Origin of the sequence: uncultured Parabacteroides sp. (genome assembly GCF_902493135.1) — a bacterium.
In the GTDB taxonomy this organism is placed as follows: Bacteria; Bacteroidota; Bacteroidia; order Bacteroidales; family Tannerellaceae; genus Parabacteroides.
On record NZ_CABUOD010000019.1, the window covers coordinates 1 to 26,994 of the forward strand.

General features: G+C 45.3%; 19 protein-coding genes, 2 tRNA genes and 2 pseudogenes. 10 read left to right on the plus strand and 13 right to left on the minus strand.

Translation table 11 applies throughout. The annotated features are described in order from the left end of the window. Positions 1-94 precede the first annotated feature (94 nt). The 5 genes from RDN79_RS10210 (at position 95) to RDN79_RS10230 (ending at position 8,660) form a co-directional block, all read left to right on the plus strand. Positions 95-313, plus strand: coding sequence for a hypothetical protein (locus RDN79_RS10210; RefSeq protein WP_298553687.1), 219 nt, complete (start codon positions 95-97; stop codon positions 311-313). Between the two features lie 113 nt (positions 314-426). Continuing rightward, complete coding sequence (locus RDN79_RS10215) at positions 427-1,317, plus strand: sugar phosphate isomerase/epimerase (RefSeq protein WP_298553685.1); 891 nt, start codon at positions 427-429, stop codon at positions 1,315-1,317. A gap of 69 nt (positions 1,318-1,386) precedes the next feature. Then, a complete protein-coding gene (locus tag RDN79_RS10220) occupies positions 1,387-2,643 on the plus strand; it encodes a Gfo/Idh/MocA family oxidoreductase (protein WP_298553682.1) in 1,257 nt (418 codons plus the stop codon). Positions 2,644-2,665: 22 nt separating this feature from the next. Further along, on the plus strand, positions 2,666-6,121 hold the full coding sequence (locus RDN79_RS10225) for a DUF1080 domain-containing protein (protein ID WP_298553679.1): 3,456 nt from the start codon (positions 2,666-2,668) through the stop codon (positions 6,119-6,121). A 169-nt stretch (positions 6,122-6,290) separates the two neighbouring features. After that, a complete protein-coding gene (locus RDN79_RS10230) occupies positions 6,291-8,660 on the plus strand; it encodes an ATP-binding protein (protein WP_298553676.1) in 2,370 nt (789 codons plus the stop codon). A 9-nt stretch (positions 8,661-8,669) separates the two neighbouring features. On the opposite strand, the gene upp is transcribed toward RDN79_RS10230, so the two are convergent. Both upp and RDN79_RS10240 read right to left on the minus strand, forming a co-directional pair. Next, the gene (gene upp / locus RDN79_RS10235; protein WP_298553673.1) at positions 8,670-9,323 is read right to left on the minus strand and encodes a uracil phosphoribosyltransferase; all 654 of its coding nucleotides are present in this window, start codon (positions 9,321-9,323) and stop codon (positions 8,670-8,672) included. 107 nt (positions 9,324-9,430) lie between these two features. After that, positions 9,431-9,721 carry an HU family DNA-binding protein gene (locus RDN79_RS10240; protein ID WP_298553672.1) on the minus strand — a complete coding sequence of 97 codons (291 nt, stop codon included), beginning with the start codon at positions 9,719-9,721 and terminating at the stop codon, positions 9,431-9,433. Positions 9,722-9,868: 147 nt separating this feature from the next. On the opposite strand from RDN79_RS10240, the gene murB reads away from it, so the two are divergent. Further along, complete coding sequence (murB, locus tag RDN79_RS10245; protein ID WP_298553669.1) at positions 9,869-10,990, plus strand: UDP-N-acetylmuramate dehydrogenase; 1,122 nt, start codon at positions 9,869-9,871, stop codon at positions 10,988-10,990. Next, positions 10,991-11,779 carry an MBL fold metallo-hydrolase gene (locus RDN79_RS10250; protein WP_298553667.1) on the plus strand — a complete coding sequence of 263 codons (789 nt, stop codon included), beginning with the start codon at positions 10,991-10,993 and terminating at the stop codon, positions 11,777-11,779. 298 nt (positions 11,780-12,077) lie between these two features. Here RDN79_RS10250 and RDN79_RS10255 read toward each other — a convergent pair whose 3' ends face one another. After that, a complete protein-coding gene (locus RDN79_RS10255; protein ID WP_298553665.1) occupies positions 12,078-13,829 on the minus strand; it encodes an SGNH/GDSL hydrolase family protein in 1,752 nt (583 codons plus the stop codon). A 120-nt stretch (positions 13,830-13,949) separates the two neighbouring features. Here RDN79_RS10255 and RDN79_RS10260 point away from each other — a divergent pair, with 120 nt between their 5' ends. Continuing rightward, positions 13,950-15,938 carry a glycoside hydrolase family 97 protein gene (locus RDN79_RS10260; protein ID WP_298553663.1) on the plus strand — a complete coding sequence of 663 codons (1,989 nt, stop codon included), beginning with the start codon at positions 13,950-13,952 and terminating at the stop codon, positions 15,936-15,938. On the opposite strand, the gene RDN79_RS10265 is transcribed toward RDN79_RS10260, so the two are convergent. From RDN79_RS10265 to RDN79_RS10300, 8 genes and pseudogenes are all read right to left on the minus strand, one after another. Further along, positions 15,929-16,735, minus strand: a complete 807-nt coding sequence (locus RDN79_RS10265) for an MBL fold metallo-hydrolase (RefSeq protein WP_298553660.1) — start codon at positions 16,733-16,735, stop codon at positions 15,929-15,931. The two genes, RDN79_RS10260 and RDN79_RS10265, sit on opposite strands and share 10 nt — an antisense overlap. Positions 16,736-17,050: 315 nt before the next feature. Further along, positions 17,051-17,362 carry a helix-turn-helix domain-containing protein gene (locus tag RDN79_RS10270; RefSeq protein WP_077153632.1) on the minus strand — a complete coding sequence of 104 codons (312 nt, stop codon included), beginning with the start codon at positions 17,360-17,362 and terminating at the stop codon, positions 17,051-17,053. Beyond that, a pseudogene (locus RDN79_RS10275) lies at positions 17,359-17,720 on the minus strand (type II toxin-antitoxin system RelE/ParE family toxin). The gene RDN79_RS10270 and the pseudogene RDN79_RS10275 overlap by 4 nt, the downstream one beginning before the upstream one ends. A gap of 106 nt (positions 17,721-17,826) precedes the next feature. Continuing rightward, positions 17,827-18,588 (minus strand): Fic family protein, encoded by a 762-nt coding sequence (locus tag RDN79_RS10280; RefSeq protein ID WP_298553655.1) that lies wholly within the window; start codon positions 18,586-18,588, stop codon positions 17,827-17,829. Between the two features lie 2 nt (positions 18,589-18,590). Then, positions 18,591-19,331 carry a Fic family protein gene (locus RDN79_RS10285; RefSeq protein ID WP_308573211.1) on the minus strand — a complete coding sequence of 247 codons (741 nt, stop codon included), beginning with the start codon at positions 19,329-19,331 and terminating at the stop codon, positions 18,591-18,593. Between the two features lie 9 nt (positions 19,332-19,340). Beyond that, a complete protein-coding gene (locus RDN79_RS10290) occupies positions 19,341-20,003 on the minus strand; it encodes a helix-turn-helix transcriptional regulator (RefSeq protein ID WP_308573213.1) in 663 nt (220 codons plus the stop codon). Positions 20,004-20,298: 295 nt separating this feature from the next. Continuing rightward, positions 20,299-20,370 (minus strand) — tRNA-Cys (locus RDN79_RS10295). 58 nt (positions 20,371-20,428) lie between these two features. After that, positions 20,429-20,500, minus strand: a tRNA-Cys gene (locus RDN79_RS10300). A gap of 159 nt (positions 20,501-20,659) precedes the next feature. Between RDN79_RS10300 and rfbC the strand changes: the two genes are divergently transcribed. After that, positions 20,660-21,217 carry a dTDP-4-dehydrorhamnose 3,5-epimerase gene (gene rfbC / locus RDN79_RS10305; RefSeq protein WP_298549584.1) on the plus strand — a complete coding sequence of 186 codons (558 nt, stop codon included), beginning with the start codon at positions 20,660-20,662 and terminating at the stop codon, positions 21,215-21,217. Between the two features lie 23 nt (positions 21,218-21,240). After that, the gene (rfbB, locus tag RDN79_RS10310) at positions 21,241-22,380 is read left to right on the plus strand and encodes a dTDP-glucose 4,6-dehydratase (protein ID WP_298549582.1); all 1,140 of its coding nucleotides are present in this window, start codon (positions 21,241-21,243) and stop codon (positions 22,378-22,380) included. On the opposite strand, the gene RDN79_RS10315 is transcribed toward rfbB, so the two are convergent. Next, a complete protein-coding gene (locus tag RDN79_RS10315; RefSeq protein ID WP_298549580.1) occupies positions 22,377-25,658 on the minus strand; it encodes an AsmA-like C-terminal region-containing protein in 3,282 nt (1,093 codons plus the stop codon). The genes rfbB and RDN79_RS10315 overlap by 4 nt on opposite strands. 1,041 nt (positions 25,659-26,699) lie before the next feature. Beyond that, positions 26,700-26,972 (minus strand): annotated as a pseudogene (locus RDN79_RS10320) (carboxymuconolactone decarboxylase family protein); the annotation flags it as partial. Between the last annotated feature and the right edge of the window lie 22 nt (positions 26,973-26,994).

Genomic DNA, 26,994 nt, shown 5'->3' on the forward strand with positions numbered 1-26,994 from the left:
ACTTATAATATAGACTTTTATTTTTTAAGCTGTGCTCTTTTATTAATTAAATACATAAAAAGCAACCATACAGCAAAAGTGAACAAGACCCGATTTGAACACTGCCAGAGCAAAAATCAATAACAATGAGTTGACTACCGGAGATTTTCGTTATGTGATTCATCAAGTTCCTTATACAGAAGCGGCGGAAAGAGAATTTGTAATTGAAGAATCATTCTATTTCTTCCCGATTCAGAAGGCCAACCTTGACGAAAATCCAAATCTCGAACAAAACAATAATTGGGGCGGAACTTTTAATCCGACAATGGAATAAATTATTACTTTTGTTTTTTCATAAATAAAGAGGGAGGCCAAAAAGACTTACAACCCTTTGGTTGTCCCTCTTTTTTTGTTTTCGTTATTTATTAACTTAATCTATATCAGGCGATGAAAACTAAATTCTCTTTATTGATTTTTGCTTTGTTGTTTATGTGTTCCGGAATGATGGCTCAAGATAAGATAACGATCGGGGTCATCCAGTATGATTTGGGCGATATCGATAAAAGCTTTAAAGACCTGCATGAACAGGGATTCGGCTCTTGTGAGCTTAATTATCAGAAAAACAAGTTTACAAAAGATTTTGCTGAAAAAGTAAAGGCGGCATCCAAGAAACATAATATAAAAGTGACAACAGTTGTCGGCGTACCCGGAAGCCATTGTGTTTGGAATTTCCGTCAAGGACCGGCGACGATCGGTCTGGTCCCGAAAGAAGAACGGGCAGAGAAAATTAAAGTATATCACGAGATGATTGATTTTTGCGCTATGGCGGAAGTGCCTGCCATGCACTCCCATTTCGGTTTTATACCGGAAGATCCCTCTTCCGAACAATACAAAGATTTTATCAAGGTTATGCAGGATTTGGCAAATTATGCTAAGGAACGCAACGTGATGATCTATTTTGAAACCGGACAGGAAACGCCGACAACTTTGATCCGTGCCATTAAAGACATAGCTACGGGCAATGTGTTTATCAATTGCGATCTGGCTAATCTATTGATGTACGGGAAAGCGAATTCTCTGGATGCCGTGAAGCAGTTCGGTAGCCTGATCAAGGAATTCCATGCAAAAGACGGTAAATATCCGGACCCGAACAATCCGTATGAATTGGGAGCAGAAGTGCCCATCCCTACCGGAGAGGTGAATTTCCCGGCCGTCATAGCTGAACTGAAGAAGCAAGGATTTCAGGGAGCATTGACTATTGAATGCGAATTAAATGGTGCAAGACATGATTATGTGATAAAAACACGTGAATATCTGCAAGAATTATTAGATAATTAGTATATTTGTCAGATATTATTTATATTTTTAAATAATTGGTTGCTAATCTATATAAATTATTATTTTACTATGAGAACAAGCAGAAGAGGTTTTCTGAAAACTCTTGGAGGGGTTGCGCTCTTTTCGATTGTGCCGCGCCACGTATTGGGAAACGGGTATATTGCTCCAAGTGATCAATTGACTAAAGGTATTATTGGTACCGGAGGGATGGGAAGAGGCCATGTGGGCTATGCCGGTACACGTTTGGTTGCCGTTTGTGACGTTGATAAAAATCACCTTGAACTGGGAAAGAAACTGGTGAAGGAAAAAATAGCCGCTTATCATGATTTCCGCGATTTGATTCTGGATCCGAATGTCGATATCGTGCACATCGCCACTCCGCCTCATTGGCATGGTATCATGTCCGTCGAAGCCGCTAAAGCCGGAAAAGACATCTGGTGTGAAAAACCGATGACCCGTACGATCGGTGAAGGAAAGCGCGTGATGGAGGCCGTACAGCAATACGGGTGTATGTTCCGCCTGAATACATGGTTCCGTTTTACAGACCAGTTTTACGGACTGGGCACTCCCGTCAAGCCGTTGAAAAAACTGGTACAAAGCGGATTGTTGGGATGGCCGTTGAAGGTGACGATCAGTGCGCATACCGGATTCAACTGGAAGTTCTTCTGGGTAGGAAAAGAATATCTCGAACCGCAACCGGTCCCGTCAGAACTGGATTACGACATGTGGCTTGGCCCGGCTCCTTACAAGCCTTATAATCCGCATCGTGTACACCAGACTTTCCGCGGATACTGGGATTATGACGGAGGCGGACTCGGAGATATGGGGCAGCACTATATCGATCCCGTACAATATATATTAGGTAAAGACGATACCAGCCCCGTTAAAGTGGAAGTGGATGCTCCGCAACAACATCCGGACGCTGTCGGTACTTGGCGTTCCATTACCTACACGTATGACGATGGTTGTCAGATCGTCCTTTGGGGGGGGGATTTCGGTGATCCGAATACGCCGTATATCGCCGGACCGAAAGGTAATGTTTATAAGAATTTTGTATGCGATATTCCTGATTGGGAGAAGAAACTTGCCGACTTCCCCGAACCTGAATCGCAGGTTACGGACTTTATCGAATGTGTGAAGACACGCCAGCCTTTCGCCCTGAACGAGAAGAATGGTTTCCGTTCGGCTACTATTGTCAATATGGGAGCGGTGGCTCTACGTTTGAACCGGACACTGAATTTCGATCCTGTAAAACTTGAATTTATTGACGACGAGGCTGCAAATCGTTTGCTGGACCAGCCGATGAGAGCACCCTGGAATATTTAATTCATTCAAAATTCGAAACATAATGAGAAAAGCATATATATCAATAGCTGCCTTACTGTTATGCGGAAGCATGCTGATGGCGCAGACTCCGGCCAACCGTACGGCCAAAACGACCGCTGCCGATGTGTTGGCTCAGATGCCTGCGGCGAAACAGGCGGCGTACAATAAACTGATTGGTGATTTGAGCTCTACCGGCGAAGAAGGTGTTCTGATGCTGGTAAACATGATAAATGCTCCGGGCAAAGGTAGCAACGCAAATGTCGACTACGCCTTGAGCGGCCTGACACATTATGTCATGGCAAAAGGCGAGGAGAATGCCCGGTTGGTGACTGCAAATGCTTATCTGAAGGCGTTGGAAATGGTAAACGAGCGCGAAACGAAAGCGTTTATTATCCGTCAACTTCAGATGTTGGGAAAAGACGAATGCATAGATGCACTGGCTTCTTATCTGAATGATGAGTCGTTGAGCGGTCCCGCCGCCCGTGCGCTGGCTGCCAACGGTAGCGAAAAAGCCGGACAGGCATTGGTTGCAGCCTTGAAGAGCCGTTCCGGTTCTCCCAAAACACAAAAGGATGTGATCCGTGCGATTGCTGATGCCCGGGTGGATGGGGCTGAACCTGTCTTGTTGGCGTTGCAGGGAGCATCCGATCCGAATATGCAGAAAGAGGTCTTGTTTGCCTTGAGTTGCATCGGAGGTCCTAATTCCTTGCCGGTTTTGGCGAAAGCGGCCGAGAACGCCGGTTACACAATGGAAATGACCGGTGCCAACGAAGCTTATATCGCTTTGTTGAAACGATTGGTAAAGAGTGATCGCGTGGCGGTGATGAAGGCCGCAAAGAAATTGCAGAAAGAAGCGGCTAAGGCCGGACAGGAACAGACACGGGAAGCCGCCTTGCAGATACTTTTAGCTGCCGAAGAACCGGCCAAAGTATCCAAAATGGTCATCGCTGCCATGAAAGATCCGAGCAAGAATTACCGGAATGCGGCTTTGAGCTACGCTTCCGGTTTTGCGGATAAGGAGTTGTATATCGAACTGATGAAAATGGTTCCGAAAGCCAAACCTGAATTGAAAATAGATCTCTTGAACTGGATCGGACGCGAGGCCAAGAAACCGTCCAAACACGATATTATCCAGAATCTGGAAATACGTTTCGATCTTCCTGCCAAGCAAATCTTGTTGGAGCAGCTCGGTGATGCCAACTTCGACGTGAAGCAGGCTACCGCTTGGACATTGGTGAAGATAGGTGATAAGTCTTATATCCCTTCGTTGGCCGAATTGCTGAAGAACGATGACAAGCAAGTTGTCTTGTTAGGACAGGATGCTCTGGCCGCTTTCCCCGGAGATATCGACGGAGCGGTGGCGAAGGCTGTCTCTTCTGCTGCCAATGCAGGCAAAATAGCCGGACTCGAATTGTTGGCCATGCGCAAGGCTACTGCTAATATCAACACCGTGCTGGATCAGATCCAGACGGGTGCTCCTGAAGTGAAGGCAGCGGCTTACGTGGCTTTGAAGGATGTGGTGGGAGAACGGGATATAACCAATATGTGCGGTATGCTGGAAACAGCCGACGCATTGGCTGTTCCTCCTATGCAACGGGCTGTTATTTCGGCATTGTCCTCTCTTCCTGCTGCCGACCGGGTAGAAATGGTGACACGCCGTATGTTGCAGGCTGGCAATAAGGATTATTTGTATTATCTGGTGTTGTCTTCTACCGGCCAGCCGGATGCGTTGACGACGATCGTGAAAGGTTTTCGTTCCAATACGGGGGTTAAACGAGATGCTGCCTTCGAAGCTTTGCTGAATTGGAAGGGTATTGAAGTGGCGGACGAATTATATACGATCTGCAAGGAAAACCCGTCGTCCGATTATTTTGATCCGGCTCTCACTACCTATGTGAAACTGGTTTCCAATCCGGCCTTTACAGGTGAAAACCGTTTGTTGAGCCTGCGTAAGGCAATGGAAATAGCTAAAACGGATGCACAGAAGATCGCCATCCTGCAACAGATTGAAAATACCGGAACATTCTTGGGCATGTTGTATGCCGGCGAATTCCTGGACCAGAAACCTGTGCAACAGGCTGCTGCCAATGCTGTTATGAATATCGCTTTGGGCAATAAGGAGTATATGGGGGCGAATGTCCGTGCCTTGTTGAACAAGGTGATGGATGTGCTTGACAATCCGGATGCAGGTTACCAGAAGGAAGCGATCAAGAAACATCTGGCCGAGATGCCGCAGGGCGAAGGATTCGTCTCGTTGTTCAACGGCAAGGATTTGACCGGCTGGAAAGGTTTGGTACAAAACCCGATTGCACGTGCGAAAATGAAACCGGCACAGTTGGCTAAAGAGCAGGTGAAAGCCGATGAAAACATGCGTCGGGATTGGAAGGTCGAAAATGGCCTATTGGTATTCGAAGGAAGCGGTTACGATAACTTATGTACGGAAAAACAGTATGGCGACTTCGAAATGTATGTGGACTGGATGCTCGATCCGGCCGGTCCCGAAGCGGATGCCGGTATTTACCTGCGTGGTACGCCTCAGGTACAGATTTGGGATACTGCACGTGTAAACGTAGGGGCGCAGGTCGGTTCCGGTGGACTATACAACAACCAGGTGAACGAGAGCAAACCGTCGAAAGTGGCAGATAATAAGTTGGGTGAATGGAACAGCTTCTATATCAAGATGGTTGGTGACCGTGTAACTGTCGTGTTGAATGGAGAGAAAGTCGTGGATGATGTGATCCTGGAGAACTATTGGGATCGTAAACTCCCGATCTTCCCGACCGAACAGATCGAATTGCAGGCTCATGGCAGCAAGGTCTATTACCGGAATATTTATGTAAAAGAGTTGGAACGCAAGGAACCGTTCAAACTTTCAGCCGAAGAAGAGAAGGAAGGATTCAAGATTTTGTTCGACGGTACGAACATGCATGAATGGACAGGCAATACAGTCGATTATACCTTGGAAGACGGTTGTATCTCCATGATTCCGAGCAAGAGCTACGGTGGAAACTTATATACGAAAGACGAGTATGGCAACTTCGTATACCGTTTCGAATTCCAATTGACGCCGGGTGCTAATAACGGTGTCGGTATCCGTACCCCGATGGAAGGGGATGCCGCTTATGTCGGCATGGAAATCCAGATTCTGGATTGCGAACATCCGATTTATAAGGATATTACTCCTTTGCAGCATCACGGTTCCGTTTATGGAATTATCCCGGCTAAGGCGGATCATCATAGTGCGTTCAAACCTGCGGGTGAATGGAATTATGAAGAAATTGTAGCCGATGGCGATAATATCAAGGTGACGGTCAACGGTGTGGTGATTATGGAAGGCAATATCCGGGAAGCGACGAAGAACGGTACGGCCGACCATAAGGAACATCCGGGCCTGTTCAATAAGAAAGGACATATCGGTTTCTTAGGTCATGGCTCTCCCGTCAAGTTCCGTAACATCCGTATTAAAGAGTTGAAATAATGCTTTTTTATCTATAGTTAAATAGCAGCATAGGCAGGAATTAGCTTGTGCTGCTATTTTTTTATGATAAATGATAGGATTGAAATACCTTGAATATTAAGGGGAATAAAATTTGTTGATCTGATTTATTATAACGACTTTTGTACGGAAGATAACTAAAGTCGTGTTCATGGAAGTAGACCGGTATCAATTAATATTAGATAATGCTCAAGTTGGCTGGTGGGAAGCTGATTTTGAAGAAAGATGTTATATCTGTTCGGACTATTTGATTAGTCTCCTGGAGTTGGATGGTCCGAAAATCCTCTTAGCAGATTTCCTTTTGTTGATCCGTGAAGACTATCGGGACCGTATTGCCAACGAGTTCGCTTTCTTTAAAGGGATTGGCATATACGAACAGATCTTTCCGATGAAAACTTGTTATGGGTACAGGTTTGTCCGCACAAAGATTTATAAACGTGAAAAGGCTCCCGACGGCAAGTTGACCGTATTGGGTATTTTACAGTTGATCCCTTTTAGCGAGACGGAGGAGAACAGGCCTGTTGTGAATGGGCAAGTCGATAGTGTTCTCAGGCATTTGGGGAGCTTGTCCCGTGCCTTGCATTCTTTTATCCAGACAAATGATTTGCACAAATCGATCCATTTGGCTCTTACGGAGATTCTGTTTTCGATCGATACGAAAGGCCGTGTATATATTATGGAATATGGGGATGAAGGGCTGATCGGCTGCACATATGAGGTGTGTAGTGAAGGGATTGAGCCTGTTCGTCTGTCTTTGCAAAACATTCCGGTTGCGACATTGCCCTGGTCTACACAGAAGATACGGAATTTATATCCGGTTTTGATTAACAATCTGGATGAATTGCCTCCTGAAGCGGCAGAGGAAAAACGTTATCTGAAAGTGCGCGGCGTTTGTTCCCTGATTTTGATACCGTTGATAATCAAAGGTGAGCCGTGGGGATATATGGGGATAGATATCGTGGATAAATATCGTATGTGGAGCTTGGAGGATTACCAGTGGTTATCGTCTATTTCGAATATCATCAGTATAATAACGAAGATGGCTCGTACCAATGAGGCATTGGACCATAGCGAAAAACTGCTTCGGAATATCTATACCAATATACCGGTCGGTATCGAGCTGTATGACAAGAATGGCTATTTGGTGGATCTCAATAATATGGATGCCGAGATATTCGGTCTTCCCTCCAAAGAGTCGGCTTTAGGGATTAATATCTTTGAAAATCCGATAATCCCCGACGAAGTTCAGAAAAAGCTGATTCGTCAGGAGCCTGTCTCTTTCCATCTTGATTATTCGTTCAATACCGTTAAAAACGATGCTTATTATCCGACGGTAAAGAGCGGTACGATCGATCTTTTTACGAAAGTCAGCATGCTCTATGATATACATGGAGATCTGATTAATTATATGTTCATCAATCTTGATAATACGGATAAGGCGCTCGCCTATAACCGTATCGAAGAGTTTGAACATTTCTTCAGTTTGGTCAGCCGCTTTGCAAAGGTAGGATATGCCAAATTCGACCTGCTGAGTCGTGACGGTTATGCCATCGACCAGTGGTATCAGAATTTAGGTGAAAAAGAGGGAACACCCTTACCGGAAGTCATAGGCGTTTATAACCGGATTCATCCGGAAGACCGAAGAGTTATGCTTAATTTCTTCGAGCGCGTAAAGAAAGGACGGTCTGACTGTATCCGGAAAGAATTAAGGGTGAAGCATGGGGAGAACTGGCGTTGGACTCGTGTGAATGTGATGCGGAATACACAGTCTACCGATCCGACGAAGTTGGAAATGATTTGCGTGAATTATGATATTACCGAATTAAAGGAGACGCAGATGCAGCGTGAGAAAGCGGAAGAGTTGGATCGTTTGAAATCTGCTTTCCTTGCCAATATGAGCCATGAGATCCGGACTCCGCTGAATGCCATTGTCGGATTCTCCACGTTGTTGGTCGATACGGACGATCCGGAAGAAAAGAAGCAGTTTGTCGAGATTATCCAGAAAAACAATGAACTGTTGTTGCAGTTGATTTCCGATGTGCTGGATTTGGCCAAGATAGAATCCGGCATAATCGAATTGAAACTTGTCGAGGTCGACCTGCGTGAACTGTGTAAAGAACTGGTCGTTTCGATGCGCATCAAAGTGCCGGCTGAAGTCGCGCTATGTGTGGCTCCGGACCTGCCTTTCTGTATTATGCGTTGCGATAAGGTGAGGCTGACACAGATCATATCCAACTTTATTAATAATGCCATCAAGCATACCAACAGGGGAACGATCGTGCTTGGTTACGAGGTACGGCAGGATGAAATTGAATTCTCTGTGACGGATACCGGAGACGGTATGTCGCCCGAAGTGCAGCAGCATGTGTTCGACCGTTTCTATAAAGGAAACAGTTTCAAGCAGGGGACGGGTTTGGGACTCTCGATCTGCAAGAGTATAATCGAACAGGTAGGCGGAAGAATCGGGGTAGAGTCCGAAGAAGGGAAAGGTTCCCGTTTCTGGTTTACTTTACCCCATTAGATTTGTATTTTATTCTTTCTCACCGTAAGACAAATCACCGGCGTCGCCTAATCCCGGAACGATGTAAGAATGATCGTCCAGTTCATCGTCGACAGCCGCTACCCATACGGTTGTGATATCGTCCGGCATTTTACGTTGGATATATTCGATTGCCTGCTTGCTGGCAATGATGGAAGCGACATGGATATGTGCCGGGTGCCCTTTGGTGCGCAATGCCTCATAGGCCAGTTCCATGGAGCTGCCGGTAGCCAGCATCGGGTCCGTTATAATCAATGTCTTGTCCGTTAATCGGGGAGAAGCGATGTATTCGATATGAATATCGAAGTTCAGGCGGTCCTTGTATTTCCTGTAAGCGGAAACGAATGCATTTTCCGCATTGTCCAGATAGCTTAGGAAGCCTTGATGGTAGGGAAGACCGGCACGCAGGATCGTACTGATGACGACTGAATCGTCGGGAGTATTCATCGGTGCTGTTCCCAGAGGAGATTGAATGTCTTTTGTGCTGTAAGTGAAATCCTTACTGATCTCGTAGGCCATGATTTCACCTATCCGCTCGATGTTACGGCGGAAGCGCATGCTGTCTTTTTGTATATTGACGTCGCGCAGTTCTGCGACAAACCGGTTTAACACCGAGTTTGATTCTCCAAGATTAACTATTTTCATGATTGAATTGTCATTTTCCGGCACCGAAATTACTTATAATTTGGACAGGTTGCAAAAAAGAAGGCAACCTTTTTTAGATTGCCTCCCTTTGTCAGGTAAAAAAAGTATTACTTCTTTTCTCCGGGTTTGTTAATTGCATCCAACAAATACTTACCCGGTTTGAACTTCACGGTCGTTCTGGCTGGAATCATAACAGGTGTTCCAGTCTTGGGGTTACGAGCTAAACGTTCAGTCTGCGGATGCGGTATCAATGTACCGAAACCGATCAATACGATTTCTTCGTTGTTAGACATGGCTTCTGTTACGATGTCGACATAAGCATCCAACAATTTCTTCGCTTTTTGTTTCTGTAATCCCGATCTCTGGGCCAGGGCCTCAATCAATTCTGCTTTGTTCATGAATGTTTTTATTTAATTAATGATATTCAAGGCAAATGTACGCTTTTCATTGATATGTTGTATCTTTTTTTGCATATTAAAGAAATCAGCGTTCATTTCTTATTTAACAACGCGTATATGCATTTGTTACGATTAGCGAAACAAAAAATGTTAAATAGCCTTTGGTTGCTATATTTGGAGCGCTTTTTTATATGCCTGCTGATTGATTTGATATTTATCGTTACTTTTGTCCTGCAAAATAAAAACATACGCAAGATGAGAATAGAAGATAACTACTCGCTGGAGAGACATAATACATTTCACCTTCCGGTGAAGACCCGCTGGTTTATGGAGTATACGAATGAAGAGGAACTGGGGCGTATCCTTCGGGACGAATATTTCCAGGAATGTCTGTCGTTGCATATCGGAAGTGGCAGTAATCTGTTATTCATAAATGATTTTAACGGGATTATCTTGCATTCGCAGATAAAAGGGATCTCTGTAGCGGAAGAGACGGACGATTCGGTACTGCTTCGTATCGGGGCTGCCGAGAAATGGGACGACGTAGTCGCTTATGCCGTGTCCAAAGGTTGGGGAGGAATAGAAAACCTCTCCGATATTCCGGGCGAAGCCGGAGCCGCCGCTGTCCAGAATATCGGGGCATACGGTACGGAAATCAAGGATGTGGTCGAGACGGTGGAGACGTATAACCAGCTTTCGTTCGAGAAACGCACGTTTACCAATGAAGAATGCCTCTATGGTTACCGGAAGAGTTTCTTCAAAGATGAGCATAACGACCCTCACATTGTTACTTATATCAATGTACGCTTGAGCAAAGAGCCTCGATTATCTGTCAATTACGGCAATTTGAAGGAGGAACTGGCTAAGTATCCGGAGATGACGTTGCAAGCCGTACGGGACGCCGTGATTTCGATCCGTCGTCAGAAATTGCCTGATCCCGATGAATTGGGAAATGCCGGAAGTTTCTTTATGAACCCGGTTATTCCGGTTGCATGTTACGGGAAGTTGAAGGAGCAATATCCGGATATGCCGTCTTACCCGGCGGGAGAGGGAAAAGTGAAAGTGCCGGCAGGCTGGTTGATCGAGCAGTGCGGTTTCAAAGGCAAGTCGCATGGTGCGGTCGGCGTATATGAAAAGCAGGCATTGGTATTGGTTAATTTGGGTGAAGCCAAAGGACATGAGATCGCATTGGTTGCCGAAAGTATTCGTACGGCCGTTCATGACCGGTTCGGTATCGAGATTATGCCAGAGGTAAAATATGTAGGATAAATGGAAATCTTGTTTTTAGGGACGGGTACTTCTACCGGAGTTCCCGAAATAGGTTGTCAGTGCGAGGTGTGTACCAGTCCGGATAAGCGGGATTGGCGTCTGCGTACGTCCGTGCTGGTGGAGACGGATGGTAAACGGCTTCTGCTGGATTGCGGTCCGGATTTCCGTTGGCAGGCGATCCGTAGCAAGACGTACCATCTGGATGCAGTCTTGATCTCGCACGAACATTACGATCATGTCGGCGGATTGGATGACCTGCGCCCTTTTTGCCGTGAAAAGGGGGTGGACGTGTATGCGGAAGATAATGTGGCGGAAGCCATCGAGACGCGCATCCCGTATGTGTTCCGTGCCCATAAATATCCCGGAGTTCCGAACCTGGAACTTCACCGGATCGGAAACGCGCCTTTCGTGGTTGCCGGAATCCCGGTCATGCCGGTCCGGGTGATGCATGGGAAACTGCCGATCTTAGGGTATCGTATCGGGAATATGGCCTACCTGACAGATGTGAAGTATCTTCCGGAAGAAGAATATGCCAAACTGGAAGGCTTGGATGTGCTGATCCTGACCGCCCTTCGCCGAGGTTCCCATCCGACGCATGAATCGTTGGAGGAGGCTCTTGTCAATATCGAGCGGATAAGGCCGAAGGAAACGTATCTGATCCACATGAGCCACCGTATCGGATTGCATGCGGAGGTCGAGAAGGAGCTGCCGCCTCATGTTCATCTGGCTTACGACGGGTTGCATGTTTCCTGCATTTCTTCATCTAAGGTATTACCGTCTTGTAAATAAGAGCTTTAAAGATGAAGGATTTTATCTCTTGTCTCATAGCTTTTTATTGCGTAAGTAATAGGATTGGTCTTGTTCGACAATAGTCAAACGCTTGTCCGACATTTGACAAACAAGCGTTTGACTGCTGTCGAACAAGCATTCGATAGTTGACGGTTGAAATAGAAGCAGGCAGGTTTGTGTTAAGAGAATGGCTATTTGATCTTAAATAGCTGCTGACAGATGCAGTATTAATATTATTTCCTTCATCTGTAATAACGTGAATACAAAATATTTAAGTGTACAGATGAAGGATTATTTTTCAAAAACTTTTGTTGGGGGATGAGATCTCTCCGGCAATCAATTCATACCCCTTGTTGTTCGGATGGAGGCCGTCACCTATAAACAGGCTTTCGTCTATTTTGCCGTCTTGCTGCAATAGGGCTGTTCCCGGATTGGCAAATTCGTAACCTTCCGTTTCCACCATCTCCTTAATGTCGAAGTTGATGTTCCTGACCCATTGCTCCTGATTGCGGCGGGGAAGGATGCCGATCACTTTGACGGAGGCTTCCGGTTGCCGCTGGCGGATGGCGGAAAGGAGGAAGCGGAGGCCTTCGACGATCTCTTTGTCACTGTTCAGGCCGCAATTGTTCGTGCCGATCATCAAGACGACTTTTCCGGCCTTATAGCCATCCAGTTCGCCATGGTATATACGCCAAAGCACGTTTTCGATACGGTCCCATCCGCAGCCCAAGTTCTGGAAACCGGCAGGACGCATGACTTTTTCCCAGGTCTCCCGTCCGTTCTTGTTGCGGTGTTCCGGTTCGCCACCCCAATAGTGGGTGATCGAATTGCCTAAGATTACAGCTTTAGGCGGATGGTTGCGTACCTGCTCCAGGAAAGCGCGGTGACGGGAGAGCCATTCGTACATATGCGGTTCCCGGCGTTGGGTGACGGGGATGGTGGTGGTCAGGGAGCCAAGAGGAATATGCAGGATTTCCCGTACCTTTCTTTCTACGACAACCGCCTGTTGCTTCATTCCGAAGTCGGACGGGTGCACATAGTCAACCCAACCATCGGACGGTATGTTCAGGTCTTCGCGGGATAAATAATATATATCTTTAATTCCTTCGGACTGAATCTGCTCGTATGCTTTACGGGAAGCACGGTTAACCAGGGTGACTTCGTTGTATTTTATTGAATCCATATACATATTGCTATAGCCTCCGTGTTCGATCAGCAAGATGGGAGCCGAATGTTTTTCCCGAAGTTGCTTGACGGCGGCGATGGCCAAAGCCGTAACATCCTCTTCCTTCTGATTGGGCAAGTTCGGCATGCAATCCAGTATGTACAGCCGGGCATCCGTTTCGCCGATGAATTGCAGCACTTCTTTCGCTAGTTTGCCATTGCCGGAAAAGCCGAGGTTTATGAGCGGATAGTCCAGCGAACGTTGGAGGATCGTTCCCCAGGCCATTGCCGGGCGGGAAGCGCAGGCCCCTTGTGCGATCGAAGTTCCGTACAGGACAATCGGCCTTTCGGGAGAAACCGGGATGAATTCCAACTTCGCATCTTCGGGCGTACCGATCTCCAACCATTTCACTCCGTTGTACAAGGGCAGATAAAGCCGGTATTCGAAACCTTGTTTGTGGTAGCGGTCTTTGCCTATATTATTATATGTATAGGTGATCGTGTCCTTGAAAGAATAGTTGCCGAAACAAAAATGCCATTCCCCGTCGCTGTTAATGCTGTAAAGGTCGACTCCCGACACTCCGGTCGAAGGCATATGCGGCATATTCAGGCTACCGGTAACGGTGTAGCGCACTTTGATCTGCGGGGCATTACTGTAGAAATGAATGGCGAGTCCTGCCGAATGCCGCGACAGGTTCCATACCGGTTCGCTCACCACGCCTTTTGCACGTTCGGGCAAGCGCGTGTAAGAATTTCCGATCTCTTTTGTGAATCCTTGATTTTGGATAACCGGAAAACCGGCTTCCATCGGGTTGTGCCATTTCCATTGGGCGGCAGCCGGAAGGAAAAGCAGGCAACAAAACAATAAACAAATAAGCTTTTTCATGGATATTATCTCCTTAATAACCGTATTATGATACAATATCTACAAAGATAAGACAATTTTGCAAAAGCATTTCCTGATTAATCCTGTATATTTGTCGCCAGTTAATAAAATTTGAAAACCATGAAATTAAAAGCTCTTATTGCGCTCTTCCTGATGGGGAGCATGTCGCTGACGGCTCAGAAAAGCTATCAGTTGCAATCGCCGGACAAAAAACTGCAAGCTGTCGTTACGGTAGGTGACGATATTCGTTTTTCATTTACACACGACGGGACGGAAATCCTCGCCGCATCTCCGATCTCCATGACGTTGCAGGATGGAGTTGTCTTAGGGGCCAGCCCCAAAGTATCGAAAGTGCTGAAAGCGGCAGTCGATAAAGTGATCCCTTCTCCTTTCTATAAAAAGACGGAAGTGCAGGATGTCTATAATGAGATGACACTTTCGTTCCGGGGCAACTACGGCCTTGTTTTCCGTATGTATAATGACGGCCTGGCCTATCGTTTCACGACGAAGATGAAGAATGATATCGTCGTGATGGATGAAGAAGCCGACTATAATTTTTCTTCCGACCATACGGCCTTTGCGCCTTATGTGAACAGCAAGAAGGCTACTTTTGGGGAACAGTTCATGAACTCTTTCGAGCAGCCGTATGTACACGAACCGATCACGAAGTTGAACAGCGAACGTCTGATGATCCTTCCGTTCTTGGTGGAATTGGACGGTGGCAAGAAACTCTGTATCACCGAGGCGGACCTGGAAGATTATCCCGGTATGTTCTTGAATAACTCGACTGACAAGCCGACGTTGAAACCGGTGTTCGCCCCTTATCCGAAAGTGAAAAAGCAAGGCGGCCACAATAATTTGCAGATGTTGGTGGAAGAGCGCGAGGACTATATTGCCAAGACAAGCGGCACGCGTGCTTTCCCGTGGCGTGTGTTTGTCGTTTCCGAGAATGACAAGCAGTTGGCTGATTGCGATATGGTGTATCGTCTGGCTTCTCCTTGCCGCCTGCAGGATGTTTCTTGGGTGAAACCGGGCAAGGTGGCATGGGACTGGTGGAATGACTGGAATATCTACGATGTGGATTTCCGGGCCGGCATCAACAATGAAACCTATAAATATTATATCGATTTCGCTGCCGAACATGGCATCGAGTATGTGATTCTCGATGAAGGATGGTCTGTCCACTTGGCTGCCGACCTGATGCAGGTTATTCCGGAAATCAATATCCCGGAACTGGTGGATTATGGCAAATCCAAGAATGTAGGTATCATTCTCTGGGCGGGCTACCACGCGTTTGACCGGGATCTGGAAAAGGTGGTGAAGCATTATTCCGATATGGGTGTGAAGGGATTCAAGGTCGACTTTATGGATCGTGACGACCAAGAGATCATCGACTTCCTCTACAGAGGCGCCGAAACTTGTGCAAAGTATAAGATGATGGTCGATTATCACGGCATCTGCAAACCGACAGGCTTGCAACGTACTTATCCGAACGTGATCAACTACGAAGGCGTTCATGGCTTGGAAAATATGAAATGGGCGGAAAAGAGCTATGATATGCCGCTTTACGACGTGACGATTCCTTTTGTCCGCATGGTTGCCGGTCCGATGGATTATACGCAAGGCGCCATGCGCAATGCGATCCGCAAGAATTATGCTCCGATCTATACCGAGCCGATGAGCCAGGGAACGCGTTGCCATCAGTTGGCTACTTACGTGATCTTCGAGTCTCCGCTGAACATGTTGTGCGATAATCCTTCCAACTATAACCGGGAACCCGAATGCAGGGATTTTATCGCCAATATCCCGACCGTATGGGAAAAGACGGTTGCTCTGGATGGTAAAGTGGGCGAGTATGTAGCCATTGCCCGCCTTCATGGTGATAACTGGTATGTGGGCGCTTTGACAAACTGGGATGCCCGCGAGGTGGAGCTTGACTTGTCTTTCTTGGGCGATGGCAACTATAAACTGGAATTGTTCAAAGACGGCATCAATGCCGATCGTGCCGCTTGCGATTATAAAAAGGAAGTCATACCGGTTCCCGCCGATCGCAAAGTAAAGGTGAAGATGGCTCCCGGCGGTGGTTGGGCTGCCAAGATTTATAAATAAAACGTATTTCCCGTGTAGTTGTAAAACACACGGTCCCCGAATGTCTGCCGGAACAACGCGTATTTGTCTATACCCGTACAATGACAAATGCCGATCTGTTCCGGCAGATTGTTTTTCAGGTAGTCCGCTATGATACTGAATTTCTCGTCCTGGGCATTGTGGATATGAAAACCTCCGGCCAGGAGTTTGAATGTATATCCGGTAAAACTCTTTCCGATAGTCCGTAGAATATTGGTGATTCCCCGGTGGGAACAGGCGCTCAATACGGAATATGTGTTTTCTGCTATCAGTGCGACCGCCAGTTCGTCATTGAAAATATCGGGAACAACTCCTTCGGGCGTTTGGGTGAAGAATCGTTCGAAGTGAGTATCTTCAGGATTTATAACCGGAAGGTCCGGGAATAGGAACAATCCGGGAATAAGTTCCGTCTGCCCGGTGATAAAACGGAATCGGGATAAATCCAACAGGTTGGAGTCAATGACTCCGTTCTCCCGTTTATCTTTAAACTTCCGGTAAAGGGCTTCCTGTTTACAGATAACCGGAGCTTTTTTATTGACGGAAAGGAAATGCCGCAATCCTCCTGTATGATCACTGTGTCCATGTGACAGGATAAGGAAATCCACTTCCGCAATATCGATACCCGAAAGCGTTGCATTGCGGATAAACAGATCCGACTGTCCCGTATCGAATAATAGTTTATACCCGTTGTTTTCAATAAGCAATGAGAGCCCGTGTTCCGCCTGTAAGTTCCGCCCGTAGACGGCATTCTCCACGAGTGTCGTGATCTTGTAATGCATAATCTTATCCTTTTAATTCCCAATTACCGGACAAAAATAAAAAGAAGGAGTGTCAAAAATAGAAAACGGAACGCAGATGACACAGATCCGACAGAGAACCGCAGATTTTTTTATTGATCAACAATAATCAATCTGTGTGAATCCGTCTCATCTGTGTTATCTGTGTTCTAATATACAGATTTATGACATACCCCCTTTTTTAAGGTTCCTGGCGGATTTTAGACCGACAAGATAATATTTTATTCTCAATTGATTAGAATATTTATAGTTCCGCTACTGTAAAACAAATATTCTATTTAAATTTTTTGTTAATGGCTATAAAAATGTGGGAGTAAACTCAATTCCCAAAGCACGAGCAATACGAAAGAAACTCGAAATCTGTATATCTGTCTCTCCTTTTTCCACACGGGCAATATAGCTTCTTGCTGTGCCAACCTTTTCGGCTAACTCTTGCTGGGTTATCTTTAGTTCTTTCCGACGGTCACGCAATATCTCGCCATAATACCACGCTATTGACTTCTCATGGAAAGCAGTACGAGAGTCAGTACCCACCTCTCCATATTTATTGTCCAGTAGCTCACCCGCTGTATGCAACTTTGCTAACTTATTTTCATCTAACTTTCTCATAACTCAAAGTCTTTTAATATCCGTTCTGCAATCTTTATTTGTTTACTATAGTCTTTTGTGGATTTCTTCAGAAAACCATTCAAGAGTAGTATCTTCTTTGAAAGAATGATGTTCTCATTATCAACAGCAAAAAGAATCGTTCTATATTCATTCGTATTAACAGAAACCCTCATTTCATACAAGTCCGTATGCTATGTTTCACGAACTTCGTACTAAGTACATACTCTGTTCTGATAATATCCATAGTATGTTCAAACTTAGCTTTTACTTTATCTTGCAACATATCGTAGAACTCTGCAAACTCATCTGAGAAATACAGTTCACGTATATCATTATCCTTTTTATCTGTTGCTTTTATAATGCAAATGTAACTAATCAGATACAATTAAGCAAATATAATATAGACTCTTGGATGTATTTAACACAAATCCGAGTTCTTTTTACTATCTTTTCATAGAGCACATCTAAGCCATGATAGACAAATACTTCTGTAATGCAGCTATTTCCGCTTCAACAACCAGCTTCTGAAAATCTTCCGTCAGATGTTCCGCGTGTGACTTTTCTAAAGCCTTGTAATAGTTTACCTTTGCGTCATTACTACCTTTCAGGGTAATAATAACATAGCCATGACGAAGAAGATACAAGTTCATCAACAGACGAGAGGTACGCCCGTTACCATCTATAAACGGATGAATCCGCACCAATTCATCATGTAGATAGGCAGCAATAAGAACAGGATGTACCTTTTCTGCTTCCATTTGCTTGAAACGGAGAATGAAATCTTCCATCTGCTTCTCTATCAGATAAGGTTGTGGCGGCATATGCGTACTACCTGAAATCATAACCGGAACAGTGCGATACCTTCCGGCATTCTCACGGTCTATCCCATGAAGAATAAGGGCGTGTATTTCTTTGATGGTTCGCTCGCTTATCTCTATATCTTGTTTGGCAATATCTTTAATGTAACTAATAGCTTCCGCATGATTGATAGCTTCCAAATGTTCACGCATGGACTTACCCGAAATAGTAACACCTTCGTTCACTACAAGGGCTGTTTCCTGCAATGTGAGCGTATTTCCTTCTATACGATTACTTTCGTAGGTATATTCAATATCCAAAGCATCCTGAATCTTTTTCAAGGCTTCTTCGGGCAATGGACGTAAAGCTGATAGCTGTTCTTTCTGAACATCCAACTCTTTCAGCATAACATTTATATCTTCACTCATGGTTATTCTATTTCTTTAATTCGTTCTACTTGCTTATTCAGGAAGTAATCGGCATACGGAGAATAATTTTCTGTTTCATAAAAGGCAATCTGTCCTTTCCTGTAGTTCAGTATATCAGCATCTCTTGAAGAATAAACAGGAATAATATCAGCATTCATCAATGCAATGCTTTCCATCATTCGGGAGGTACGTTTGCTCCCGTCTATAAAAGGTTGTAGTTTGGCAATGTTGCAATGAATATAAACGGCTCGCTCCAATGGATTTGTATATTGTTCTTGTTCATAAAGTATTTCATTCAACTTTGTCCGAATATCATGCAAATCCTTTGGCGGTATATATTCTGTGCCGCTAATACGAACAGCCCTTGTTCTTAAAAAGCCTGATTCTTCATCAGAAACCAACCCGGTAGATATAGATTGATGCACTCTGAATAAAGTACGCTCATCTATTACTTCCTGATTTTTCCCTTTATTGATATATTCCAGTTCGGAAATGAAAGTATTATATAAGTTCTTCAACATCTTGGCGTCCTCATACTTCTTTTCAGAGGTGATGCCATCTTTAAGCAATGCTTCTGTTTCCACATAAGTATAGGTATTACCTTCTATCTTACCGGAATAGTAGCACCACACAACGGCTAAGTCCTTTATTTCATTTGAACGCAAATCCGATAACTTTGCCAAAGGATGATTTATAATGAATTGCGCTTTTTCCTGCTGCTCTTTATTAAATATCTGTTCCATTGTTTATGGTCAAATCTTGTTATTTCCTATAATACTCTTACCTTCATAATACTTAATCCTGCCTTTAAGTTCATCAATATCCTTCTTGATGGAATCAGAGATAGGAATATTATGCTTATCCAAGAAAGCAGTGAGCTTTTGAAGTTCTTCCTGCACTTCCATTTTCCGGATGCCATAATAATAGGTAGAAGTGAAATCAAATTCATCTTTGGTCATTAATACCCGTGCCACATCTTTAGGAGTTGCCTCGTCGGTGATATGAATATCCGTTTCCAGCATCGAAGATATGTATTTTAAATCCGAAGCATCGGGGCTATACTGTTTTTTTAGTATATCAAAGTATGAATTAAACTTTTGTTCTTTGGTGTCCCATTCAAGTTTCACCATTCCGAAACCATGAATAGAGTAAGCTATCACTTTCTTGATAAGCCCCTCCAGTTCTTCTTTACTGATACAAATACCATCTGATGTGCTAGTGGAATAGTTATCAAAGAAATAAGCAGGTTCTACATTAAAGTATTGAGCCATACTTAATAATGTGTCTATTTTAGTAGAGTTTGCTTTGATAATTTTGTGCAAGCTCTGCTCTGTCATACCCAATTCAACAGCAGCCTGTTTCATTGTTACGTTTTTCTTTTCGCACAATTCCTTTATTCTTTCAAGATGAACCATGTAATTGTATTTAAAAGTCAAATACTAAATAAATAGTTTATTTTGGTATATTATTTCTATATTTACAGTATCAAAGATAAGAAATAAATTTAGTATTCAAATGATAAACAGATTTTCTAACTAAAAAAGTAGAAGCATGGAAACAGTAATTTTCTCCGTTTTACTGTAAAACAATTGTAAAACAAAAGCTGAAAACTATGAAAATTCTTCTTCCAATCATTTTATTACGGAGGACGTAAGTAGCTGAAAAACAAAAGGATTAGAAATTTCCATTCTAATCCTTTCTTGCTTTTTGAGGTTCCTGGCGGATTCGAACCGCCGTACACGGTTTTGCAGACCGCTGACTAAGCCACTCATCCAAGGAACCGGAATAAAATAGTAAAAAGTAATTTCCAATTCTCAATTTTGAATTTTCAATTACCAAGAGGTTCCTGGCGGATTCGAACCGCCGTACACGGTTTTGCAGACCGCTGACTAAGCCACTCATCCAAGGAACCGATACATTTAAAAAATAACCATTCCGGTTTTGCGAGTGCAAAGAAAGATAATATATTTGGAATATGCAAATCTTTTTCTCCCTTTTTGTATTCGGGGAGGTTTGGAGAAGTAAGGAAAAAGAAGTTACTTTGTCATCTGTTAGTATAAACAATAAGATAATGACATATATTGAAACTGAAATCCCCGGCGTGTGGATCATTGAACCGAAAGTGTTTAAAGATGCACGTGGATACTTTATGGAGGCTTGGAAGAAGGCGGAGTTTGAAGAACATATCGGCAAAGTGGAATTTGTGCAGGACAACGAGTCTTGTTCGTCGAAAGGCGTGTTGCGAGGATTGCATTACCAACTGGCTCCTTACTCGCAGTCCAAGTTGGTACGCGTGATAAAAGGATGTGTTTTGGATGTGGCTGTCGATCTGCGTAAAGGTTCTTCGACATTCGGGAAATATGTCGCCGTAGAGTTGTCGGACGAGAATAAACGTCAGTTTTTTATCCCGCAAGGATTCGCCCACGGTTTTCATGTTTTGAGCGAGGAGGCTGTTTTTACTTATAAGGTCGATAATCCTTATATGCCTACCCATGAACGCGGATTGCGTTTTGATGATCCTTCGGTCGGTGTGGATTGGAAGATCATGGATCCGTCTATCCTCAACTTGTCGGATAAAGACAGGAACGCCCCCTTGTTGCAGGATGCCGAATTGAATTTCGAATTATAAATCTAAAATCATAAATCATAAACATGAAGACTTATTTGGTTACCGGAGCCGCCGGTTTTATTGGCGCGAACTTCATTAAATATATGTTGGCGAAATATCCTGAAATAAAGATCGTGGTTCTGGATCTGCTGACCTACGCAGGTAATCTCGGAACGATTGCCGAGGATATCGACGGGGAGCGTTGCGAGTTTGTAAAAGGTGATATCTGCGACCGTGCGTTGACGGACGGGCTCTTTGCCAAATACCAGTTCGATTATGTCGTTAATTTTGCGGCGGAAAGCCATGTGGATCGTAGTATCGAGAATCCGCAGCTTTTCCTGGTCACGAATATATTGGGTACGCAAAACCTGCTCGATTCCGCCCGCAAAGCCTGGGTGACGGGCAAAACGGCTACCGGTTATCCCGAATGGCGCGAGGGGGTCCGTTTCCATCAGGTATCTACTGACGAGGTGTATGGCAGTTTGGGTGCCGAAGGCTATTTCCATGAAACGACCCCGCTGGATCCGCGCAGTCCGTATAGTGCATCCAAAACGAGTGCCGACCTGTTTGTACAGGCTTACTCCGAAACTTATAAGATGCCGGTCAGCATCACCCGCTGTTCCAACAACTACGGTCCGTATCATTTCCCGGAAAAGCTGATACCGCTGATTATTAAAAATATCCTCGAAGGCAAGCCGCTTCCGGTTTATGGTGACGGGACAAATGTACGTGACTGGTTGTACGTGGAAGACCACTGCAAGGCTATCGACCTGGTGATCCATAAGGGACGGGCAGGGGAGGTCTACAATGTGGGCGGCCATAACGAGAAGCAGAATATCGAGATCGTGAAGTTGACAATCAGCACCATTCGCCGGTTGATGACGGAACAACCCGAATATCGCCTGATTTTGAAGAAAAAAGAGATCGGTGCGGACGGGCGGATTTCCATCGACTGGATCAACGACTGCCTGATTACTTTTGTAAAAGACCGCTTGGGCCATGACCAGCGTTATGCCATCGATCCGACAAAAATCACAAACGAACTGGGCTGGACACCTGAAACTTCTTTCGAAATCGGAATTGTCAAGACGATCCGTTGGTATCTGGACAACCAGAAGTGGGTGGAAGACATCACGGGAGGAGACTATATGAAATATTATGAGCAGATGTACGGGAACCGTTAAGGTTCCCTTTCCTCCGCTGCCTTTGCCAAAGCTAAGTCTTTCCCTAACTCCGGCGCCGCTTCCTCGATCTGTTTGCGTACTGCGTCGCGGATATCTTTCCGGATATTCTTGCGTGTGCTGTCCAGTTCCGCCTGCTTGGCCGGCTTGAATATATCCTTGTATTTACATTTCGTGATCTTATACTTGAAATCATCCAGGTTGCCGGTGATGTCGATTCCTAATTTGAAAGGAACGGGAGATTTGAGGACCGATAGATGGTAATTGAATGTCATATCCAGATTGTGCGTTCCGCCGACAGCCACTTTGTAACGGTCCATCTCCACCAGGAATGGGAAAACTTCGATCTTATTGTCTTTGATGGCAAGGTCTACTGAAATACTGTCTATCATATTCCGCTTCTTGTTTTTGAACATCAGTGTCTTGGATATTTCGGTAAATGTTTCTCCATCGAGCAGTACCATATTGTTCCCGTGCAGATAGCAAGACGAGTTGATGGACGGCATAATGAGAGACATGGTCGAATCTATCTTGCAGGTAGCCGTGACCTGGCAATCCAAGACGCCTTCGAACGAACGGAGCATCGGGACTAATGTGTCGATGGAAGGGAAGAGGGCGATCAGCTTCTCCACTTTCACATCTTCCATATCAAAGTCCAAACCGGCGGTCGCCTCCTGTCCGTTCTTAGCCCGGTAGACCATTGTCAGGTTTCCGTTCCCCATATTGGATTGTATGTTGAGCTTGCTCAGGTTGATACTCTGATCGCGCAGGACAATCTCGCCGACCACGTTCTCTAATTCCAAATCCTTGAAATCGATGCGTTTTGCGTTCGTATGGAGAGCCATGTCGAGAAAGGCGGGAAGAACGAATAACTGGCTGGTCGTGTCGGTTCCCGTCTGCGCGATACTATCTTGCAGCGATTCGGTATTGAGTTGTGCGATATTTTCATCGCTGAGTACCGGCAGTTCCGAGTTTACCGCATATTGCATGCCGTTGTTGATCGCCTGCATCAACTGGTTGCAATCGATATAGTCCGAACTCAGATTGAAATCTCCTTTCAATTTTCCTCCGCGAAGCATCGCCCTCCGGATCTGGCTGATCTCGCCGTTAAGGGTAAAATTGCTTTTGCCGAGATGCAGGCGGGCATCTGTCAGCGTGATGTCGTTTGTGTTGAACTTCATCGTCGTCGGCTCCATCCACATCGGGAGCGGGAACATGCGGCTGAACCCCCGCATTTGTTTGAAAGAGATGCTGCCCCGTGCTTCCCATTTGCGCAAGAATTGGCTTTCTGTTCTGGTGCTGTCGCCGGCGGCGGTTTTCCCGGCCATGTCCTTTCTCTTTTCAGCCAAGCGTGCACGTTGTTCGTCGGTCAGTATGCGCCGTTGCCGGTTTGCCATCTGCTGGCGCCGTGCATCCCGGTAGGGAAGGGCCTCGATCGTAAACGAACTTTCCGTCAGGGAGAGTCCTGTCCGTAGAGGTACACTGATGTATTTCAGCGTGTCGATCGAAATAACGGCGGCAGCTGTCGGGGTTAGTTTGTCGGAAGCGGACGGTTTGATGCCGCCTTTCAGTTCGGAACGTCCGGCTACGATCCAGACGGAATCGGCCGTGCGGGTTCTCAGATGGCTGAAAGCCAATCGTCCGGTCATCGGTATGACGGCTGTCGTGTCGATAACAGGAGATGTCTGAGCAAGCATCTCCAATTTGCTTATGTTCGTGCTGATTTGATCTTTATATCGGATGTTCAGGCTGTCTATTCCCATCGTCATCCTCATCAGGTTGGACGATTCGATGTAGAGGCTTTTCTGATGTGTCGTGTCGATTGACAGATGGGCGCCGGAAATGAAAATATCCATGCCGAGCGGCTGGCTGAACGCTTTCAGTTTGTCAATGTCGAGTTTTCCCGAACTGTGTATCTTCCCGAACCGGCTTTCGACAAGGTCATTCACGGTAAAAGCGGTCGACAGGTCTGCATCCATTGCGCCTTCCACCAACAGCGTGTCCGGATTAAGGAATTCCTGGCCCAACCGGGTGAAATCCACCTTCCCTTTCATTCCGGCCCGGACGGCCGGGTTCTTGAACAGGTTGGTTACTTTGGCTTGCATATCCAATGAAGTGTTGAGTCCTTTCATCGTGAGTTGTTCGAGCGAGACGAAAGAAGAATCCGGGAAAGGTCCGTTTAGATGGATATCCAGATCCATTTCCAGTGTGTCGATACCTTGCTTGATGTCTTTGATATGATAGGACCCGTTTTCTATTTTGCAACACAGGTTCACGTTGGGCACGATACTGTCCCCTAAGAACCCGTGAATGTTTCCTTCCATAAGGATCGAACCCTCCGCCAGTGTCTTGCCGCGATTCTGGAAATACGCATCGGGTATGAATTTCAGCAGATCGTTCATATCCGAAATTTTCAATCCCATATCCATATCGATACGGGTGCGCCGGTCTTCCGGGAAGTGGCGTATGGCGCCGTCGGCAGTGAAAGGCAGATTGTTTACCTTCAATTCCGCATCTTTCAAGGTAATCGAATTGTAGTGTTCGGCGAGCACTAACCGGCTTCTGAGACGAAGCGACAAGTCGTTCTTCAGCGTATAAGTCGGGTTGCTGAATAAAAGGGATGAACAGCCCGTTTCAAAATCGAGCGTATTGGCTCCTCCTGCCAATGAGCCGTCGAGACGCACGAAGAAGCCCTGAATTTCGGTAAAAAGGTCTGACTGGCGGTCGTCATACGTGAAATGTCCTCCGTAAATGCGTACCTTTTGCAAGTCGATAAAAGGCAAGGTCTTTTTGTCTGTATCGGCCTCTGTCGAATCGGTCTCGCTTTTGTAGATATCCCAGTTCGCACGTCCGTTTTTATTGACGAATCCATAGAAACGTGGGTTCTCGATGGAAAAGTCCTTGATCGTGATCTTGCCGCCGAAAAGGTAATCGAGGGGTTGTAAAGACACGGTTGCCCGGCTGAAAGCAAGCAGCGAATCGGAAGGAATCGCCAGTTCTTCTTCATGGGCGGTCGAATCTTCGGCTGCGTGCGAGATCAGGTGGCCGTTTGTCAGTTTCACGCCTAAATAAGGATAGGTTTCGAAATAGGTCAGTTCCACCCGTTCGCAATCCAAATGTGCATCAATGAACTTATTGGCCTGCTCGATAACCAGTGGCGTCAGTTTCTCCGGAGGCAATACTCCCCAGTTCAGAATGCTGAATCCGATAGCCGGGAGTATGAATATCAGGGTTATAGTCGCCAGAACGATGATCGTCAGTATTCTCTTTTTCCTTTTCATATTTATCTTATGTATGCTTCTGTCAAGAATTATAATATACAAAAGTATGAAAAAGCCGGAGATGACGAAGGTGATCTGTTGCCTTTTTTGAATAATCCGTTTAGTGCTCATTCCGTTTTGCCATTTGAAGATTGGGTCGTGGTTTAAAAAAAGATAGACAAAGTAAGATTAGGATCGCATGGCGAGCCCCCTTATTGTCAAAAACGATCTGAAATTGTAAAATCTGAGTTAAAATAAACGGTTTGCAGAGGTCTGTTTTCTGTTTAAAAGGTGGTTAGGAAAAGGTTTTCCCGGTGAGGTGCGCAGTTTTTTCCCGCGAAGACGGTCTTCGTTGCCATGACGACCGTCTTTGTATAGGGTGAAGTCGGCATCCTAGGGCGATGAAGTCCGTCTTTACGGCGATGAAGACGGTCGTCACGGAAACGGGGTGCCGGAATCCTTGAAAATACCCTCGGATTTCTTTCCATATTCCCTTACTCTCCCTTTTGTTTCCCCGGATATCCGATTCTCCGGGAGTTTAGCTTTGTCGGAATGTCGGGAATTCCGGTAAAAAGATTGACAAACAGCCGGCTTTTTTCATTTTCCAAGCGGACGGTTTGCATATATGCCACGAAAAGCGCCGCTTCGGTGTGTAAAGGTCAATCTGAAAGCGTTCAGCTTTTCGATTGAAATAGAAAAAACAGGGGATATTGTAGAATTTATCCTTGTGAAATAATAATTGACTTTATTTGAGTTCGTGCCTAAACAATGCAGATGTGCAGTTTTGGACAAATATCGTTTTGCTATATGTATTACGGTAAGGCTGTATATTTGTTATGTTAAAAAATATTACCCGCAATACTATTCTAAAAACATGGGATAGAAATCCGATTTTGATGGGGTAGTAGTGACATTTTGATTATCCTTGCATAGGATAAGAAACTTTTATGTATCTGTCTGAAGACAGTACGAAGCGGAGATTAAGGAAGTTGTTGGTAACGATTTAGCGACCGTGTAACTGCATTGAACTGCTGCGCTTTGCATCTCGTCAAACAACTCTATTCAAACCTTCAATGCGGCAGGAAAGCCGATGTAAGGCATACACTGGATAACGGCTTCCAACGCATTCAGCACTTTCGGGAATCCGATAATTGGAGAACACTGGTAAATCGCTTCGCGCAATTCAATAGGTGTTACACCGACATTGAGTGCCGCCCCTGCATGACCTTTCAGTTGGGGCAACTGCTGCATGGTGGCAAGGCACACGCAGGTAATCATCCGTTTTTTCGGTTGTTTGGGCTTTTGCTGAGAACGAAACGACGACCAGTAATAAGCCGAGAAATACTTTTTTCATTGT